Origin of the sequence: Eggerthella sp. AM16-19, from assembly GCF_003474385.1 — a bacterium.
In the GTDB taxonomy this organism is placed as follows: Bacteria; Actinomycetota; Coriobacteriia; order Coriobacteriales; family Eggerthellaceae; genus Senegalimassilia.
This window is the reverse complement of the sequence record NZ_QUCY01000024.1, coordinates 11,682-28,778: the sequence shown is the minus strand read 5'-3', so window position 1 is coordinate 28,778 and position 17,097 is coordinate 11,682. Positions and strand designations below refer to the sequence as shown.

The 17,097-nt window shown below is 64.4% G+C and carries 17 protein-coding genes; 11 read left to right on the top strand and 6 right to left on the bottom strand.

Features of this window, described 5'->3' with window-relative positions; all coding sequences use genetic code 11:
* Positions 1-8: 8 nt before the first annotated feature.
* The 10 genes from DW178_RS09230 to DW178_RS09185 all read left to right on the top strand — a co-directional run bounded on the left by DW178_RS09230 (position 9) and on the right by DW178_RS09185 (position 9,245).
* On the top strand, positions 9-344 hold the full coding sequence (locus DW178_RS09230) for a cupin domain-containing protein (RefSeq protein ID WP_118350818.1): 336 nt from the start codon (positions 9-11) through the stop codon (positions 342-344).
* A 131-nt stretch (positions 345-475) separates the two neighbouring features.
* Complete coding sequence (locus DW178_RS09225; RefSeq protein ID WP_042436509.1) at positions 476-817, top strand: cupin domain-containing protein; 342 nt, start codon at positions 476-478, stop codon at positions 815-817.
* 328 nt (positions 818-1,145) lie between these two features.
* Complete coding sequence (locus DW178_RS09220) at positions 1,146-1,457, top strand: hypothetical protein (protein ID WP_118350816.1); 312 nt, start codon at positions 1,146-1,148, stop codon at positions 1,455-1,457.
* A gap of 142 nt (positions 1,458-1,599) precedes the next feature.
* Positions 1,600-2,466: an NrfD/PsrC family molybdoenzyme membrane anchor subunit gene (nrfD, locus tag DW178_RS09215; protein WP_158574160.1), complete on the top strand. Its 867-nt coding sequence runs from the start codon at positions 1,600-1,602 to the stop codon at positions 2,464-2,466.
* A 128-nt stretch (positions 2,467-2,594) separates the two neighbouring features.
* The gene (locus DW178_RS09210) at positions 2,595-3,035 is read left to right on the top strand and encodes a GntR family transcriptional regulator (protein WP_118350810.1); all 441 of its coding nucleotides are present in this window, start codon (positions 2,595-2,597) and stop codon (positions 3,033-3,035) included.
* Positions 3,032-3,979: a slipin family protein gene (locus tag DW178_RS09205; protein ID WP_118350807.1), complete on the top strand. Its 948-nt coding sequence runs from the start codon at positions 3,032-3,034 to the stop codon at positions 3,977-3,979. Before DW178_RS09210 ends, DW178_RS09205 begins: the two co-directional genes overlap by 4 nt.
* Before the next feature lie 317 nt (positions 3,980-4,296).
* Positions 4,297-6,696, top strand: a complete 2,400-nt coding sequence (locus tag DW178_RS09200) for a molybdopterin-dependent oxidoreductase (RefSeq protein ID WP_158574158.1) — start codon at positions 4,297-4,299, stop codon at positions 6,694-6,696.
* Positions 6,697-6,706: 10 nt separating this feature from the next.
* Positions 6,707-7,333, top strand: coding sequence for a 4Fe-4S dicluster domain-containing protein (locus DW178_RS09195; protein ID WP_118350802.1), 627 nt, complete (start codon positions 6,707-6,709; stop codon positions 7,331-7,333).
* 12 nt (positions 7,334-7,345) lie between these two features.
* Positions 7,346-8,506, top strand: coding sequence for an NrfD/PsrC family molybdoenzyme membrane anchor subunit (gene nrfD / locus DW178_RS09190; protein WP_118350800.1), 1,161 nt, complete (start codon positions 7,346-7,348; stop codon positions 8,504-8,506).
* A gap of 88 nt (positions 8,507-8,594) precedes the next feature.
* On the top strand, positions 8,595-9,245 hold the full coding sequence (locus DW178_RS09185) for a TorD/DmsD family molecular chaperone (protein ID WP_286168630.1): 651 nt from the start codon (positions 8,595-8,597) through the stop codon (positions 9,243-9,245).
* 105 nt (positions 9,246-9,350) lie between these two features.
* Here DW178_RS09185 and DW178_RS09180 read toward each other — a convergent pair whose 3' ends face one another.
* The gene (locus tag DW178_RS09180; protein ID WP_118350797.1) at positions 9,351-10,283 is read right to left on the bottom strand and encodes an MBL fold metallo-hydrolase; all 933 of its coding nucleotides are present in this window, start codon (positions 10,281-10,283) and stop codon (positions 9,351-9,353) included.
* A 453-nt stretch (positions 10,284-10,736) separates the two neighbouring features.
* Here DW178_RS09180 and DW178_RS09175 point away from each other — a divergent pair, with 453 nt between their 5' ends.
* Entirely contained in the window at positions 10,737-11,105 is a 369-nt protein-coding gene (locus tag DW178_RS09175) for a 3-hydroxyisobutyrate dehydrogenase (protein ID WP_118350795.1), read from the top strand.
* Between the two features lie 356 nt (positions 11,106-11,461).
* On the opposite strand, the gene DW178_RS09170 is transcribed toward DW178_RS09175, so the two are convergent.
* From DW178_RS09170 to sufB, 5 genes are all read right to left on the bottom strand, one after another.
* Positions 11,462-12,418 carry a bile acid:sodium symporter family protein gene (locus tag DW178_RS09170; RefSeq protein WP_118350793.1) on the bottom strand — a complete coding sequence of 319 codons (957 nt, stop codon included), beginning with the start codon at positions 12,416-12,418 and terminating at the stop codon, positions 11,462-11,464.
* 250 nt (positions 12,419-12,668) lie between these two features.
* Entirely contained in the window at positions 12,669-13,088 is a 420-nt protein-coding gene (gene sufU / locus DW178_RS09165; RefSeq protein WP_118350791.1) for a Fe-S cluster assembly sulfur transfer protein SufU, read from the bottom strand.
* A complete protein-coding gene (locus DW178_RS09160) occupies positions 13,081-14,415 on the bottom strand; it encodes an aminotransferase class V-fold PLP-dependent enzyme (protein WP_118350789.1) in 1,335 nt (444 codons plus the stop codon). The genes sufU and DW178_RS09160 overlap by 8 nt, the downstream gene beginning before the upstream one ends.
* Before the next feature lie 3 nt (positions 14,416-14,418).
* Positions 14,419-15,681, bottom strand: a complete 1,263-nt coding sequence (locus tag DW178_RS09155) for a SufB/SufD family protein (protein WP_118350787.1) — start codon at positions 15,679-15,681, stop codon at positions 14,419-14,421.
* Positions 15,681-17,090: a Fe-S cluster assembly protein SufB gene (gene sufB, locus DW178_RS09150; protein ID WP_114620940.1), complete on the bottom strand. Its 1,410-nt coding sequence runs from the start codon at positions 17,088-17,090 to the stop codon at positions 15,681-15,683. The genes DW178_RS09155 and sufB overlap by 1 nt, the downstream gene beginning before the upstream one ends.
* Between the last annotated feature and the right edge of the window lie 7 nt (positions 17,091-17,097).

The following is a 17,097-nucleotide window of genomic DNA, read 5'->3' as shown; positions in this document are numbered from 1 at the left end:
AGGCTTTTATGCCGCTTCGCAACTTACCAACCGATGTCGCAACGTCGCTGGCTCAGATGATCGATATTCGCCCAGGTCAGGTGTCGAGCATGGCGCTTACGCGCAATGCTGGGTTCGACCTTACGCTGCTGGCGTTTGCACCGGGTGAAAGCGTGAGCGAGGAAGAATACTTCGGCGATGTGCTGTATTACCTGGTGGAGGGCGCGGCATGTGTTGTGCTGCCAGAAAGCCGCATTGTGCTTGAGGCTGGTCAGGTGTTGCGTGTCCCCGCGCATGTTGAACATGCCGTGGAAGACGCGGGCGGCGAAGGCTTCAAGCTGCTGCAGCTGAATGCGCACGAGTAAGCGTTTGCTGGAGCTGGCTCATCCTTAAGCCGGTTTATATCGGTGACCGGAAGGATAGAGATAGTGAGAAACACGGGTATCGTGGCAGGTCAACGACGTGTCACGATGACGCAGCAAGAAAGGAAATCCCCATGGCAGAACTCATTAAAAACGTGGAGCACGCAAGCATTTTCACCCTGAAGGATCTGGTTGAAATCGAACCGGGACGCGTGAACAGCCTTACGTTGTCGCAGACGCCGGGTTGCAAAATGACAGTGTTCGCCATTGACGCCGACGAGGGCATGTCAAGCCACGCGGCGTCGGGCGACGCGCTCATCACAGTGCTCGAGGGCACGGGCGAAATCACCGTTAACGACGTGCCGCACCAGCTTTCCGCAGGTCAATCTATCGTCATGACCTCGGGAAGCCCGCACAGCGTGCGCGGCGTCACCCCGTTCAAAATGCAGCTTACGGTGGTGAAGCCCGCAGAATAGCAAAAGCGGGACAGACCTGCTTGAAGTTTGGCCCGCGCTCTCGGGCTTAAGTTGGGGGCGCTCGGGATTAGGGTCGCGAGATTATTTTGGGGCGGTGCATATGGTGAGGTGAGCAGACTGTGTGTGAAGCAGTGTTCGCTAAGGGAAGTACCAACGCCGCCGAGGCGACGTAAAAAAGCCGGAAGCAGCCCAGTCGAGTACAGACTCGGCCGGGCTGCCTAATTCACTTCTTTTGATGTTCAGGAAACGGGGTCCTCTGCAGAAATGGGGGGCAGTTCAGGACGTAGCACCAAGTGTCCGGGGCTTTTTGTTTTGAGGGGGGGAGACTATGGCCTCGAAGAAGAATCACTCTTCTTGGGCGAAGGAGAAAGCGCAGTTCAACGCACAGCTGGGCGGTTTCGATGCGCTCGACGACGTGTTCGCGCGGGAAGATTCGCGCCATGCTCACCTTGCGGAGGAGCGCGACAGCGCCCAGCGATATAAGGCGTGCGAATCGAAGAATCGTTACGCTACGCTGGCAGAGGCGCAGGAAAACCTTGCCTGGTGCCAGAAGCAGGGCAAACGCGGCCTGCAGATCTACGAGTGCCCCTATTGCGGCGGCTGGCATCTAACTTCCCATCCCTGGGAGGACGCGAGGTAGCGGTTTCCCCTGTTTCGGACAGTTAATGCTACGTCCCCGAGGTGTCCGGATATATGGGCAGCAACCTTCCGTGATCCTTCGGCTTTTGCCTGCTGCGCCGTTGGTTGGGTATACTGCGGCGTGGTAAGGGAAGGGGGTGCGCGTGTTCAGCGATTTCGCTATCTGGTATTTGTTTCTCGCCGGCACGGCCGGAGGCGCGTTCCTGTGCGCCACGGTGATGGATGTCCGCGCGAACCCCGGCTGGGATGTGCGTCGCGTGCCGCTTCGCGCGCGATGCGGCATACTCGGCGCCTTCGGGCTTTTGGCGTTGGCGGCGCTCATGCTGTTCTGCGATCTGGGGAACCCCTTCGATATATGGTACCTGTTCGAGAGCCCGTTGCGCTCCATCGTGTCGATGGGCGCATGGTTGATCATGCTGGGTTTGGCGCTCTCGTTGGCGGTATCGGCAATGATCGCCGCAAAGGTGGACGTGCCGTATCTGTTCCGCTTCCTGCAGGTCGCCGGCGCCGTAGCGGCCATCGGCGTGATGGGCTACACCGGCATCCTGCTGTCTTCGATGGCCGCCGTCGAATTTTGGAACACCTGGCTTCTGGTCGCGCTGTTCGTCGTGTCCGCCGTAAGCTGCGGCTGCGCCTTTATCTCGCTCTCTGCTTTCATCCTCTCGGGATCAGCGCAAAGGTTCCCGGCGCTGAAAGGCGCTGCCCGCCTGTTGCGCGCGGCGGAGCTTGTCGTGCTGGTCGCGTTCCTTGCGTCGCGGTGGTTGGCGGGCGGCGCGGCGCAGCGGTCTTGCGAACTGCTGTTTTCGGGACAGCTTGCAGGGATCTTCTGGGGCGGGCTCGTGCTGTGCGGCTTCGTCATCCCAGTCTTCGCGGACTTGATCGCGCGCGTGGTCCCCGTGCCGGTCTTGCGGCAGATAAGCGCCGCTTCGACGTTGGCCGGCGGGCTGTGCCTGCGATATTGCGTGGTGCTCGCGGCTTCGCACGCCCCGATTTCGCTGATTGTGACATAATGATAGTTCATTAGGTAAACTATGTGCTGGCGCAAGGCGCTTCAGGTCCGCGCGAAAGCAGGAAACCGGGCATGTGACGGCTCATAAGCGCCTTAAGCGAAACGCATCGATACGGAACGGGGCGGGCCATGACGGCGATCTCCAACACAAGGCAAACCGGCGAATCCGTGCTGGTCGCCGATAAGGATCTCATCACCATCGACGAGGAGAGCGGCATCCCCATTTGGATGCAGCTGCGCAACAGGCTGGTGTACTTGGTGGTGTCGGGCACGTTCCCTCCCGGCATGAAGCTGCCGACGGTGCGCGACCTGTCCTCGTCGCTGAAGGTGAACTACAACACGGTCAGCAAGGTGTATCGCGACATCGAGAAGGACGGCTACGTCATCACGCGCCGCGGCAAGGGCACGTTCGTGGCCGAGATCAACTCGAACGGCTACGAGGCGCAAGACGCGAAAGCCGCGGTGGATATGCTGATCGACAAATTCCTGGAGCAATGCAAGGAGCTGGGGCTGTCCGAGGCGGATGCTGCCGCGGCGGTGGCGAAGCGGGCAGGGGGGATGTTCGTATGAGAAGGTTCGGACCGCAGCGCGGGCATCGTGGAAGCGAGCAGGCGGACGTCGCGTTCGCCAACGTGTCGCACGAGTCGCCCGACAACATCATCACCGAAAAGGACGCAAGCCGCGTAGGCGTGTACAGCTTCGCCCTGCTTATGTTCGCGGCGGGTTTTGTCGCCGTTTTCGTCCTCTCGTCGCCGTGGCTGAGCGTGTTCACCGTGCTCGGGTCGGCGGCGGCGGGACTTTTGCTCGCGTCGACGCTGCGTGTGGCGGCGCAATGGGAGCACGTGGCGCTGCTGCGCTTCGGCAGGTTCCGCAAGATCGCGGGCCCGGGCGTGTACGTGGTCGTGCCGTTCGTGGACTCCGTGGCGATGCATATCGACCGCCGAACCATCACCACGGCGTTCTATGCCGAGCAGGCGCTGACGTCCGACCTGGTCAGCGTTGACGTTGATGCCATCCTGTTCTGGATGGTCTACGACTCCGAGAAGGCGTGCCTCGAGGTGGCGAACTTCCCGCAGGCCGTGCGCCGTGCGGCGCAGACGGCGGTGCGCGATGCCATCGGCCAGGTAACGCTGGCCGAGCTTTCCGTCCGCCGCCGCCAGCTCGATCACGAGCTGCAGGAGTTCATGGCCGAAAAGTGCGAGGAGTGGGGCATCAGCGTCATCTCCGTGGAGATTCGCAACATCAAGATCCCGAAGGAGCTGCAGGACTCGTTGGCGCGAGAGGCCCAGGCCGAGCGCGAGCGCGACGCCCGCGTGCTGCTGGCAGACGTCGAGCGCGAAATCTCGGAGATGTACGTGGAGGCGGCGCGCGTGTACAACGAGGAGCCGGGCGCCATGCAGCTGCGCGCTATGAACCTTTCCTACGAAAGCGCCCGCGACGGCAAGGGCGTCCTCCTTGCGCCCAGCAGCTTGGCCGACGGCTTCGTCGACCTGGGCAAGGATATGGCGAAGTAGCCGGGAAACGCTTCGGGCTTGCACTGCTGCAGCTGCCGATTCGATGGGCTCAAAAGGTAAACAAGTCGGGAAATCACATGCTGCAACAGGTAACAAGCAAACGTTTCCGCAGGTAGAAGATATTCTTTGCAAAATATAACCATTGAACTATTGAACTAGTTCAACATAAGAGTAATATACGGCTCGAGAGGTTGGCCATCCATGGTATGCACGAATGGGGGAGCTTGATCTCGGGCCGTTTCTTTCGCGCGGTTGCAAACGGGCGGAGGCGCGCGGTACGGGGTCGATGCTTTCGGAGAGATAACCGAGGAGGAGAGATGACGGGAACGCAAAGCGCAAGCCGCGGTTTGACCCGTAGGGATTTTCTCAAGGTCGGCGTTGCGGGAGCGACGGGCTTGGCTGCCGCCGGTTCCATGACCGGCTGCGGCGCCTGGCTGGGCGCCGCCACGCAGCAGGCTGCCGACGAGAAGACCGTATACACGCTGCATCAGTTCATGTGCACGGGGCGTTGCTCGCTCAAATGCACGGTGCGCGACGGCCGCTTGGCCATGATCCAGCCCAACGACACGGTCGATCCGTACTACCGCCACGTATGCGTGAAGGGCATTTCCGAGATCCAGCACGTCTACAGCGATGAGCGCCTGCAGTCGCCCATGCGCCGCGTCGGCGCACGCGGCGAGGGTTCGTTCGAGGTGATCAGCTGGGACGAGGCCATCAAGACGGTGGGCGACGAGCTGAGGAAGGCCTGGGATAAGTACGGCAAGCAGTCCGTGTACATGTCCGCTTCCAACGAGCCGCGCTTCGGCTTCCTGCCTGCGCTTCTGGGCTGCGCCACCGGCGTCGAGCCCGGCATCGACCGCGGCACGGGCAACGGCTCCGCGCCGGCCATCGGCGGCGACGTGTTCGGCGGCGGCACGAACGAGACGCGCGACTGGGTGAACACCAAGACGCTCGTGATCTCCGGCACCAACCTGCTGGAAAGCTCCATGATGCAGTCCAACACGTTCCTGGACGCGAAGAAGGCCGGCTGCGAGATCATCGTGCTCGACCCGCACTTCTCCACCACCGCCGGCAAGGCCAGCAAGTGGATCCCCGTGATCCCGGGCACCGACGCGGCGTTCTACCTGGGCATGGTCAGCTACATCCTGGACAACAAGCTTTACAACGAAGCCTACATGCGCGAGCACACGTCGTTCCCGTTCCTCATGGACGAGGCCACGGGCAAGCTGCTGCGCACGGGCGCGGCTTGGGGAACCGACGAGGAGACCGGCGAGTCGGTCGATCCCGGCGATTTCATGGTGTGGGACGCTGCCAAGGGCGCGGCGGTCCCGTACGCCGAGGCCGTTGCCACCGCTGCGCTCGAGGGCTCGTTCGACGTTGACGGCAAGAAGGCCATCACCGTGCTCGAAAGCCTCAAGCGCAACCAGCGTCCGTACACGTGCGAGTGGGCCGAGGGCGTTTGCGGCGCAAGCGCCGAGACGATCGCCGAGGTGGCGCGCAAGTACGCCACGAGCGGCCCGGCGTACCTGGCGTTCGGCCAGGGCGGCTCCGACAAGTACTCCAACCCCGACATCATCGGCCATGCCGGCATGGTGCTGGTGTCGCTCACGGGCAATATCGGCAAGCCCGGCTGCGGCATCGGCCACGGCATCGGCGGCGGCGGTTACAGCGTCACGCTGGGCGAATGGGAGCTTCCCGAGCAGTTCAAGCCCGCTAAGCTGGACGTCCGCTCCGACCGCTTCCCCGATCGCGATGGCGGCGTGCATGTGATCATCTCGTTGGGCAACACGTTCCAGCAGTACTGGGCGAACATGAACAAGACGCGCGGGTGGATCGACTCGCTGGACTTCATCGTCCACATCGGCATGTACTACGAGGACACGGTGAAGTACGCCGACATCGTGCTGCCGGTGTGCAGCAAGTTCGAGGACATCGTCGAGCACTCGATCGTGCGCAGCGACTACAACCATGTGAACCTGCAGACGAAGTGCATCGACCCGCTGTTCGAGAGCAAGCCCGACTTCGACGTCATGCGCCTTATCGCCGAGGAGATGGGCGTGGGCGAGTATTTGCCCAAGACCGCGGAGGAACTGGTGCGCTACCAGATCGAGCACTCCGAGGACCTTGCCGAGCAGGGCATCACGCTGGCCGAGCTGGAGAAGAATCACGGCAGCATGAAGATGGCCGACGTCGACGAGCCGCGCCGCGCCTACACCGACCTCAAGTTCGAAACCCCCACCACGCGCATGGAGCCGTACTACGAGGCATGGAAGCCTTGCGAGCAGGCATGGCCGAACTGGGAGGAGAACAACGAGGCGTACGTCGGCAACCCGCTGGCGGAGAAGTACCCGCTGCAGTTCACGCAGACGCGCACCCGTTTCTCCAATCACTCGCATTTCAAGGCGGCGAAGTGGGTGCAGCAGTTCGCCAAGCCCACGCTGGAGCTGAACCCGGTCGACATGGCCTCGCGCGGCATCGCCGACGGGGACCTGGTGGAGGCGTTCAACGACCGCGGCTCGTTCAAGTGCGTGGCGCGCGCGAACAACGCCGTGCGCCCCGGCTCCTGCCGCACCTGGGAAGCGGGCTGGAGCAAGTACATCGAGGAGGGGAACACGCAAAACGTCACGAACGACCACGTGAACCCGCGCGATGAGTACCTACCCACCGGCGCGCCCATCCCATACAACGACACCCTTGTCGAAGTGAAGAAAGCGTAGGTGATATGCCATGACGAAACTTGCAATCGGTATCAACCTTGATCGCTGCATCGGCTGTCACACCTGCGCGAACGCTTGCAAGATGCAGAACAGCGTGCCCGACGGCATGCTGTGGAACCGCGTGATCACCGAGGGCTGTGACGCCATCGACGGCGCCGTGGGCGAGTATCCCAACTTGACGCGCACCTATGTGCCCCTGGCGTGCCAGCACTGCGAGAACCCGGCTTGCCTGAAGGTGTGCCCGACCGGCGCCACGTACAAAGACGAGCAGGGCCGCGTGGAGATCGACTACGACCGCTGCATCGGCTGCCGCATGTGCATGGCCGCCTGCCCCTATAACGCCCGCGTGTTCAACTGGGAAGACCCTCAGCGCGACGGCGATTTCAACTGGGGTGACGCGCACGTGCCCGTGCGCACCCGCGGCGTGATGGAGAAGTGCACGCTGTGCAAGGAGCGCACCGATGCCGGCGAGGAGCCGATGTGCGTGGTGTGCTGCCCGACGCACGCCCGCGTGTTCGGCGATCTGGACGACCCGAACTCGGAGCTGGCGCAGCTGCGCGCCACGAAGGGCAAGAGTGTGCATATTCTGCTGGAAGAGAAGGGCACGAAGCCCCAAGTCTTCTACTTCGACGAGTAAAGGGGTGCCGTTATGAAACTTTCGGCTCAGTCTAAGATCGGCGTCGGCGTTCTGGCGGCGATCATGGTGATCGGCTTCTGCGCCTACGTGTTCCAGCTGACGCAGGGCCTGTGCGTGACGGGCATGTCCAACGGCGTGTCGTGGGGCCTGTACATCACGTGCTTCATGTTCTTCGTCGGCCTGTCCGCCGGCGGCTTGATCGTGGCCAGCTCGGCGCACGTGTTCGGCATCGAGTCGTTCAAGCGCGTGTCCATGCCCGCGGTCATCACCTCCACGGTGTGCATCCTGTGCGCAGGCGCGTTCATCCTGATCGACCTGGGCGGCATCCAGCGCATCTGGAACATGTTCATCCATTTGAACTTCACCAGCCCGCTGGCGTGGGACATGTGCGTCATCACGACGTACCTGGTCATCAACGTGCTGGACATCATCTGGCTGCGTCGCGGCGATGAGCGCAAGGTGAAGATGCTGTCGTATGTGGCGCTGCCGGTCGCCATCCTGGTGCACAGCGTGACGGCGTGGATCTTCGGCCTGGAGATCGCCAAGGAGGGCTGGTACTCGGCCATCATGGCCCCCATCTTCGTGGCATCGGCCTGCGACTCCGGCTTGGCGCTTCTGATGGTGGTCCTGGCGGCGGAGCGCAAGGCCGGCGTGTTCGATTGCGGTCGCGAGCTGTTCGCAAACCTGGCGCGTCTGCTCGCCACGTTCATCGCGGTGGATGCGTTCTTCATCGGCTGCGAGCTTCTGACCACGGCGTATCCGGGGACCGAGGGTGCATCCCATGTGCTCGGCATCATGACCTCGGGCGCGACCGCACCGTTTTTCTGGTTCGAGATCCTGGGCGGCCTGCTGGTCCCGTTCGTGCTGCTGGCGTCCGCTAAGCGCCGCGAGTGCACGGGCGTGGTGGTCGCTGCCAGCGCCCTGGTGATGTGCGGCGTGTTCTGCAAGCGCGTGTGGCTGCTGTTCACCAGCTTCACGGTCACGAACGTGTACGGCGCGCCGGGCATCTCGTCCGGATCGACCGTGGCACGCGGTGCCGACGGGTTCGACATGTGGGCGCTTGCCGGGTCGTACATGCCCCAGCCGGTCGAGTTCGCCGTGGTGGCGGCGGTGGTGAGCTTTTGCATCCTGGGCATCGCGCTTCTGTCGAAGAAGCTGGTTGCGAAGGCGTAAGGCCATGTTGCGCGGCGCCCCATACCGGGGCGCCGCGGGCGGCGCTTCTTGATGGCGTAACGGGTCGTTTGGTTTGAAAGGACGGAAAATGCGTTCGATGACGTGCGAGGAATGGATGGTCGCATCCCAGCTGTATGCGTTTTTGGGCAATAGCCTGCTGTCTCCTATGAGCCGTACGGAATCGGTCGGCCTGGATCCGGCGTTCTGGCGCGAGCTGGGCGGCCTGCTCGATGGCGCGCTGGCCGATTCGGCCGAGTCGTTGGCGTCTTGGGCCGAGCGCGCGTCTGCCGATGCCGCCCGCTCCGAGGTGGTGCAGCGCGTGTCCGTCGAGTTCACTAAGCTGTTCGTCGGCCCTCCGAAGCCGGCGGCCGCACCTTGGGAGTCCGCCAACGGTCCCGTTGATTCGCATGTCGGCTTCGGCGAGGCGACGTTCGCCATGCGTGAGCGCTTGCGCGCCCTCGGCCTGGAGCTGTGCAACGAGAACAACCAGTACGAAGACCATGTGGGCATCGAGTTGCTGTACCTGTCCGAGCTTTGCCGCCGGGCATCGGAAGAGCCCTCCGGCGTCGCCGCCTGCGATGCGGCCGCGCCGGATGCGGAGGAGATCGCGTCGTTTATTCGCGAGCATCCGCTTGTCTGGGTGCCCCGTCTTCGCGAGAAGGTGGTGGCGTCGCAGCCGGAGGGCTACTTCGTTCGCCTGCTCGATGTTGCGCTGGCGTTGCTGAAGCGGCAGGCGTGATCGATCGACCTGCGGCGGGTGTTCCCGCTTAGGGGTTCGCGGCGCGTGAAGCAAGAAACTGCCGGTTAGGCGGTGCGTCCTTCGGGGCGCACCGCTTTTTGCGTTTTAGCGGGCGGTGGTGAGGCGGGCTTGGTAGCCGCAGAGGGTTTCCGCGTAGCAGCCGGCTTCGCCGAGCGCCGCTTCGAGCGTGCGCCTGGCCAGGCTGTAGTCGTTGTTGTTCTGTGACACGTGCATGGCCACCACCGTTTGCGGCAGGCGCAGGCCCGCGGTGCGCGATTCGGCAACCAGCGTGCCGAGCTCGGCGGCTGCCTGGTCGTTGGAAAGGTGCCCGCTGTTCGACGCGATGCGCTGCTTGATGACGTACGGGTAGGGCCCGGCAGCCAGCATCTTCGGGTCATGGTTGCTCTCCAGTGCCAGGATGCGCACGTCGCGCAGCGCCGCATGTGCCTGCGCCGTGATGATGCCGGAGTCCGTCAGGTAGCCGATTGCATCGCCGTCGGCGGCGTCCTCGATGCGGAAGCCGAACGATGCGGCGGCATCATGGCTGGTGGCGAAGGGGATGATGCGCATGCCCGCGGCCTCGATGAACCCGTCGCCCGCAGCGCGTGTCGCAGAATCCTGTCCGGCCCCGGCAACCGCCGCGCGCGGCATCGCGTCACCGAAGCCGGCGTTCGCGATACCTTGGCTGCCCGCCTGGGCGCAAGCTGCCGTCAGCTCGCGGACGTCGAACGCCTCGGCCACCTTCGCCAGCGCGCTGCTGTTCGCCGTGCACGCGCCCGCCGCGAACACCGGCGGCACGTTGCCGATCTTCGCCAGCCCGCGCAGCACCACGCCGAGGCCCTTCACGTGGTCGCCGTGCTCGTGCGTCACGAACATGGCCTGGATGCGGCCGGGGTCGAAGCCCGCTTCGTCGCAGCGCGCAAGGAAATCGCGCTTGCAGATGCCGCAGTCGATCAGCACGCCGGCGCCGGTGGCGGTGTTCTCGATCACCGCGGCGTTCCCCGAGCTTCCGCTGGCCAATACGTGCAATGCGAGCATCCCGAACCTCCCGAGCTTCCGTCCAATCAAAACGTTCCCCATACTAGCAGCATCCCGCACCGCGCGTCGTCGCCGCCAGCAAAGGGCAGGCAATCCCCTTGCGCGCTTGCTTGAGAACGCGAGAAGGAAGGCCGGCTCTGCGTGAACAGGGGACGGAGGTGTGTTCGCGATACGTCGTCGAAAGCGCGAGGATCGACCTTGAACACACCTCCGTCCCCTGTTCGCATTTCGCGCGCGGGTTCGGGAGATGTTGCGTGTCGATGGCGGGATGCGGTGCTGCAATGGAGTCGCGTGCCCGCGCTTTTCGCCAAAAGCAAAACGGTGAACGCCGCGCTAGCGCGAACTGTGTCGGAAAGATGGTTCGCGTTTGTCGCCGCTCGCCTTCTGCCGAGGGGTCGGCGTGCGCGCACTAAGATACGAAGCGTAACCAACGTCGAAGAAAGGGGTTGCCCTATGGAGAAGGAACTGTTCGATTACGTGGCTGAGCGCGCCGACATTCTTGCGACGAGCGACGCGAGCACGCAGGTCACCAAAGACGCTGCCGAGGCGTGGAAGGCCGCCGTTGCGGCAGATGCCGGCGACGAAGCGGTCAAGGCTGCCACCGATAAGCTGCTCGACGTGCTCGAGGGTCGCCCCACGACCATCGATGGCGTGATCGCGTTTGCCGAGGGCCCCGCCAAGCAGCTCATGGGCGAAGAGGCCGCCGCGGCGATGCTCGCCGAGCAGCTCAAGCGCAAGGAGGCCGGCGCGAAGTACTGCAACTGCCCGTCGTGCACCGCGGCAAGCGAGTTGCTCGCGAAGTTCGGCCGCATTGAGCTGTAAATCGCTGCCTATATAAGGTTAGGGGGCGCAGCCGGGTATCTTTCGGCTGCGCCCCCTCTTCTGTTCGCGTGCGTGTTCAAGGCTGCAGAGTCTTCGGTTCGCCGTGCTTCTCTGTGCTGTCTTCTACGCAAACAGGCCGCGTTCGGACATCCGGGCGCGCTTGAAATCGGTCCTGCGTGAACAGGGGCGAACAGGGGGCGGAGGTGCGTTCGGAACCGATCCCCGCGCTCTCGACAAGGCATCGTGAACACACCTCCGTCCCCTGTTCATGCCTCGCAAACAAGTCGCGCCCGGACATCCGGACGCGGCCTGAAAAACCTATGCGATTGGCGAAGCGCTAGCGCAGTGCCGCGATGCTATTCGGCCTTCTCGTCCTTGTCGGCGGTGCGGGCCAGGATGTTGGCGTAGATGGCGCCGGAGATGTTGTGCCACACGCTGAACACGGCGCCGGGCACGGCGGCCAGCGGCATGGCTGCGAAGTGCATGGTGGCAAGCGAGGTCGCCAGGCCGGAGTTCTGCATGCCCACCTCGATGGAGAGCGTGCGCATCTGCGCCTTCGACAGGCCGAGCGCGCTGCCCACGAAATAGCCCAGCGCGTAACCGCAGATGTTGTGCAGCATGACCACCACGATGATCAGCGCGCCGACGGTCGCCAGCTTGGCGGCGTTGGCGGACACCACGGCCATGATGATCAGCGAGATCGCGATGACGGAGACGAGCGGCAGCACCTTGGAGCAGGCCTGGGCCACCTTGGACGCAACGGCGTTGATGACGAAGCCCAGCGCGATGGGTACGAGCACCACCTGCACGATGGACAGCAGCATGCTGACATAGCTGACGTCGACGCTCTGGCCGGCGAGCAGCAGCACGAGCGCCGGGGTGACGACCGGGGCCATGATGGTGGTGCATGCGGTCATGCCGACGGACAGCGCCACGTCGCCTTTCGACAGGTACGTCATGACGTTGGAGGAGGTGCCGCCGGGGCAGCAGCCGACAAGCATGACGCCTACGGCAAGCTCGGTGGGCAGCTGGAAGACCAGGCACAGCACCCAGGCGATCAGCGGCATGATGATGAACTGGGACAGGATGCCGGTGATCACGGCCTTCGGCTTGGTGAACACCACCTTGAAATCGCCGAGCTTGAGCGTCATGCCCATGCCGAACATGACGATGCCGAGCAGCGGGTTGACCCAGCTGGTGGGCAGCGCCGCATGCACGGGCGCGGGCGCGACGAAGGCGATGATGGCGACCGCAAGCGCGATGATGGCCATCCATTTGCCGGCGAAGTCGCTGATCTTCTCGAGGACCTTCATGATGAACCTTTCTAACGTGCGCGCGTTGCTGGGGAAGAGGACGGTACGGCGCGGGCCCGCTCGCGCGGTGCTCGGCCTGCGGTATGTCCGCTGCCCCCAGAAACGCAAATGAGCCCCGCCCGGGTATCCGGGCGGGGCTCGAAAAACTAGGACAAACGCGAGTATAGCCATTTGTCGACAAAATGTTACCGACAACCGAATAATTCCCTACTTGTTGAATAGGGAATGGCGGCGGTGCTGGGAAACGCCCCTATTCGCCGATGATCTCGGACAGGGTGCGCCAGCCCAGCTCGGCGCATTTCACGCGCGCGGGCATGTGGCTGATGCTTTCCAGCTGGGCCGCCTCGTCGAGGTCTTCCTTCTCCTCGTCGGTGAGCGTCTCTCCCTTGACCATCTTCATGAACAGGCTGCACAGACGGCGCGCCTCCTCGACGGTCTCGCCGGTGACAAGGTCGGCCATCATATCGGCGGATGCCTGCGAGACGGCGCAGCCGTGGCCGGTGAACGCGGCCTCCTCGATGACGCCGTCCTCGATGCGCAGCTTCAGCACCATCTCGTCGCCGCAGCTGGGGTTCACGCCCTCGTGCTCGTCGGTGGCGCCCTCCATGTCGTACTTGTAGTCGGGATGCGCGTTGTGCTCCATGAGCGCGGCGGTGTAGATGTTAGCCATTGAAGGTCCTCCAAACGTTGCCGAGGCCCTCGATCAAGGCGTCGACGTCCTTCTTGTCGTTGTAGAACGCCAGGCTGGCGCGGCAGCAGGCAAGGTTCTCCACGCCCAGCCAGGTGAGCAGCGGCTGCGCGCAATGGTGCCCGGCGCGGATGGCCACCTGGTCCATGTCCAAGATGCTGGCCACGTCGTGCGGGTGGATGCCGTCGACGTTGAAGCTGATGACGCCGTGGTGCATGTCGGGGTCGGGGCTGCCGATGATGGTGACGAAGGGCAGCTTCGCCATCTCGTCCATGCAGTAGCGCACGAGCGCCTGCTCGCGCGTGGCGATGACGTCGAGGCCCACCGACTCCACGTAGGCGATGGCCGCCGCGGTGGCGTAGATGCCGGCGGCGTCCTGCGTGCCGGCCTCGAACTTCTCGGGCACGGGCGCCCAGGTGGCATCCTGCTCGGTGACCGAGTCGATCATCTCGCCGCCCGTGAGGAACGGCGGCATGGCGTTGAGCAGCTCGTCGCGGCCCCACAGCACGCCCATGCCGAACGGGCCGAACAGCTTGTGCGCGGAGAAGGCGAAGAAGTCGGCGCCGATGGCCTGCACGTCCACGTGGATGTGCGGCGTGGACTGCGCGCCGTCGACCACCAGGTAGCCGCCCTGCTCGTGCACGCGGCGGCCCAGCTCCTCGACGGGGTTTTTCACGCCAAGGACGTTGGACACGTGCACCACGGACAAGATCTTGGTCTTCGGGCCGATCTTCGCGTCCATCTCCTCGGGCGTGATGACGCCGTTCTCGTCGGGGTAGAGGTAGACGAGCTTCGCGCCGGCCGCGCGGCAGGCCTGCTGCCACGGGATGAGGTTGGAGTGGTGCTCCATGATGGTGATGCACACCTCGTCGCCGGGCTTAAGCACGGTGGGGGCGAAGGCCTTCGCCACGATGTTGAGCGACTCGGAGGCGTTGCGCGTCAGCACGATGTCGTGCGCGTCGGGCGCGCCGATGAATTTCGCCACGCGCTGGCGGGCGATCTCGATGGCCTCGGTGGCCTCGACCGACAGGCGGTACAGGCCGCGCAGGGCGTTGGCGTTCATCTCCTCGTAGAAGCGGCGCTGCGCGTCAAGCACGGCGGCGGGACGCTGCGCGGTGGCGGCGCTGTCCAAAAACACCAGGTCGGGATGGTTGGCAAGCAGCGGGAAGTCGCGCTTGTAGGGGTTCTCGGCGATGTTGGCGGCGCACACGATGTCGCCGGCCGTGGCCGAGGACTGGGCGGCATGCGCCGCATCGGCCACGGCGCATGCCGTGCGATCGAGCTCTGCGTTGTTTGCGGAAGCTGACATAAGCTAGCCTTCCACCTCCTGATAGGGAATGCCCAGGCGGCCGGCCAGGCGGCCGACGCCCGCGCGAACGGTTTCGTCTTCGACGGCAAGCGCCGTCTCCTCGAGGGTCGCCGTGGCGAACAGGCCCTCGGCGGCCTCTTGGGAAAGGCCGCGGCACTTCAGGTAGAACAGCTGGTCGGCGGCAACATGGCCGATGGTGGCGCCATGGTTGCCCGCCACGTCGTCCTCGTCGCACAGGATGACGGGGATGGTCTTGTTCTCCACGCGCTCGTCCACCAGAAGCACGGTCTCGCGCTCGGTGCCCTCGGCGCCCTTGCAGCCGCGCACCAGGTCGATGGTGCCGCGCAGGACCTTCTTCGACTCGCCCATGAGCGCGCCGTTGGCGTCGATGTTGCAGCGGGTCTTCTTGCCGCGATGGCGCACGACGTAGTTGAAGTCGCGCACGTCCTGACCGGCGGCCAGATAGCGGGTGTCCACGTCCACGCGCGACAGGTCGCCGCGCAGATCGGTGGCCAGGCCCGTGTAGGACTTGCCGGCGCCCAGCATGCGGTGGCGGACGGTGACGAACGCGCCCTCGTCGCAGACGATGCCCGTGTCGTCGAGCGCCATCCACGTTTCGTCGAGCGTATGCACGGACGTGACGTTGACATGGGCGTTCTCGCCGGCGAACACGCGCAGCACCACGCCCATCACGCCGCTGCCGGCGGCGGGGGAGTCAAGCGACACGGTCAGGTCGAACGTTGCGCCCGCGGGGGCCACCACGTCGATGGCGGCCACGTTTGCGGCGCCGTCCACGCCGGCGATTCGCACGGTGGCCTGGCCGCGTTTGCCTGCGGCCGGCGCGAACACGGTTGCGGCGCCCTTGCCGGCGGCTTCGGCCAGCCATGCGGTGGCCTGCTCGCCCATGCCGCACTCGAACGCCTCGGCCACGTTGTTCGCCATCTCTTGGCGCACGGCCTTGTGCTCGTAGGTGGACAAGGCCGGGATATCCAGGTCGGCGGGGTCCACGTCGGGGTCGACGGCCTTCAGGATGGCGCGCGTGTCGGCGGGGCCGGCGGCGCGAGCCGCATCGACGCGCTCCTGCAGCGCGGCCACGGCCGCGTCGAAGGCGCCCGCTTCGCCGATCAGCTCGGCAGCGGCCTCCACTTCCACCTGGGCTGCGAAGGAAAGGCCCTCGGGCAGCTCCACGGCGGTCTCGTTCATATCAAGGCGATGCCAGGTAGGCGCGGGCATCGCGTTCACGTTGTTCAAAACGTCGGCGCCCATTATCCGATCGCCCCTTCCATTTCCAGCTTGATGAGGTTGTTCATTTCCACGGCATACTCGAGCGGCAGCTCCTTGGACACGGGGTCGGCGAAGCCGTTCACGATCATCGTGCGGGCCTCTTCCTCCGAAATACCGCGGCTCATCAGGTAGAACACCTTGTCGTCGCCGATGCGGCCGATGGTGGCCTCATGCCCGATGTCGACGTGCTTGCAGCGGATGTCCATGGCCGGGATGGTGTCGGAGCGGCTGTGGTCGTCGAGCATCAGGCTCTGGCACGACACGCTGCACGCGGAGTTCTCGGCCTTCGGCGTGGCCACCACGCTGCTGCGGAACGTGGACACGCCGCCGCCCTTGGAGATGGACTTCGTCTCGATGGACGCCGAGGTCTCCGGTGCGGCCAGCACCACCTTGCAGCCGGTGTCGAGGTTCTGGCCCGTGCCGGCGAACGTGATGCCCGTGAACGTGCACGTGGACTTGCGGCCGGCCAGGATGGACATGGGGTACAGGTAGCCCACATGGCTGCCGAAACTGCCGGACACCCACTCGATCGAGCCGCCCTCGTCGCACGTGGAGCGCTTGGTGTTGAGGTTGTACATGTTCTTCGACCAGTTTTCGATGGTCGAGTAGCGCAGGTGCGCGTTCTTGCCGACGAACAGCTCCACAGCGCCCGCGTGCAGGTTCGCCACGTTGTACTTCGGCGCGCTGCAGCCCTCGATGAAGTGCAGGTCGGCACCGTCTTCCACGATGATGAGCGTGTGCTCGAACTGGCCTGCGCCCTTCGCGTTCAGGCGGAAGTAGCTTTGCAGCGGGAAGTCCAGCTTGGTGTCCTTCGGCACGTAGACGAAGCTGCCGCCGGACCACACGGCGCCGTGCAGGGCGGCGAACTTATGGTCGGTGGGCGGGATGAGCGTCATGAACTTCTCGCGGATGAGCGGCTCCCACTGCGGGTCGTGCAGCGCCTCCTCGATGCCGGAGTACACGATGCCCATGCGGGAAGCGGTGTCCTGCATGTTGTGGTAGACCAGCTCGGAGTCGTACTGCGCGCCGACGCCGGCCAGGTAGCTGCGCTCGGCCTCGGGGATGCCCAGGCGGTCGAAGGTGTTCTTCACGTCGTCGGGCAGGCTGTCCCAGTCCGACTTCTGGTCGGTGTTGGGCTTGACGTAGGTGACGATGTTGTCCATGTCAAGGCCGGCGATGGAAGGGCCCCAGTCCGACGTGGGCATGCTCTGGTAGATCTCCAGCGACTTCAGGCGGTGCTGGAGCATCCACTCCGGCTCGTCCTTCTTCTCCGAGATCTCGCGGACGATCTCGGGCGTCAGGCCCGCCTCGAGCTTCTCGGTACTGTCGCCGTATGAAAAGTCGTAGAGGCTGCGGTCGATGTCCGCTACCTCGGTGCGTTGCTTAGCCATGGCTGCC

Excerpts from the sequence above, each read along its gene's own strand:
- DW178_RS09230 (WP_118350818.1), top strand. The coding sequence starts at position 9 with ATGCCGCTTCGCAACTTACCAACCGATGTCGCAACGTCGCTGGCTCAG.
- DW178_RS09225 (WP_042436509.1), top strand. The coding sequence starts at position 476 with ATGGCAGAACTCATTAAAAACGTGGAGCACGCAAGCATTTTCACCCTG.
- DW178_RS09220 (WP_118350816.1), top strand. The coding sequence starts at position 1,146 with ATGGCCTCGAAGAAGAATCACTCTTCTTGGGCGAAGGAGAAAGCGCAG.
- DW178_RS09210 (WP_118350810.1), top strand. The coding sequence starts at position 2,595 with ATGACGGCGATCTCCAACACAAGGCAAACCGGCGAATCCGTGCTGGTC.
- DW178_RS09205 (WP_118350807.1), top strand. The coding sequence starts at position 3,032 with ATGAGAAGGTTCGGACCGCAGCGCGGGCATCGTGGAAGCGAGCAGGCG.
- DW178_RS09200 (WP_158574158.1), top strand. The coding sequence starts at position 4,297 with ATGACGGGAACGCAAAGCGCAAGCCGCGGTTTGACCCGTAGGGATTTT.
- DW178_RS09195 (WP_118350802.1), top strand. The coding sequence starts at position 6,707 with ATGACGAAACTTGCAATCGGTATCAACCTTGATCGCTGCATCGGCTGT.
- nrfD (WP_118350800.1), top strand. The coding sequence starts at position 7,346 with ATGAAACTTTCGGCTCAGTCTAAGATCGGCGTCGGCGTTCTGGCGGCG.
- DW178_RS09185 (WP_286168630.1), top strand. The coding sequence starts at position 8,595 with ATGCGTTCGATGACGTGCGAGGAATGGATGGTCGCATCCCAGCTGTAT.
- DW178_RS09180 (WP_118350797.1), bottom strand. The coding sequence starts at position 10,283 with ATGCTCGCATTGCACGTATTGGCCAGCGGAAGCTCGGGGAACGCCGCG.
- DW178_RS09175 (WP_118350795.1), top strand. The coding sequence starts at position 10,737 with ATGGAGAAGGAACTGTTCGATTACGTGGCTGAGCGCGCCGACATTCTT.
- DW178_RS09170 (WP_118350793.1), bottom strand. The coding sequence starts at position 12,418 with ATGAAGGTCCTCGAGAAGATCAGCGACTTCGCCGGCAAATGGATGGCC.
- sufU (WP_118350791.1), bottom strand. The coding sequence starts at position 13,088 with ATGGCTAACATCTACACCGCCGCGCTCATGGAGCACAACGCGCATCCC.
- DW178_RS09160 (WP_118350789.1), bottom strand. The coding sequence starts at position 14,415 with ATGTCAGCTTCCGCAAACAACGCAGAGCTCGATCGCACGGCATGCGCC.
- DW178_RS09155 (WP_118350787.1), bottom strand. The coding sequence starts at position 15,681 with ATGGGCGCCGACGTTTTGAACAACGTGAACGCGATGCCCGCGCCTACC.
- sufB (WP_114620940.1), bottom strand. The coding sequence starts at position 17,090 with ATGGCTAAGCAACGCACCGAGGTAGCGGACATCGACCGCAGCCTCTAC.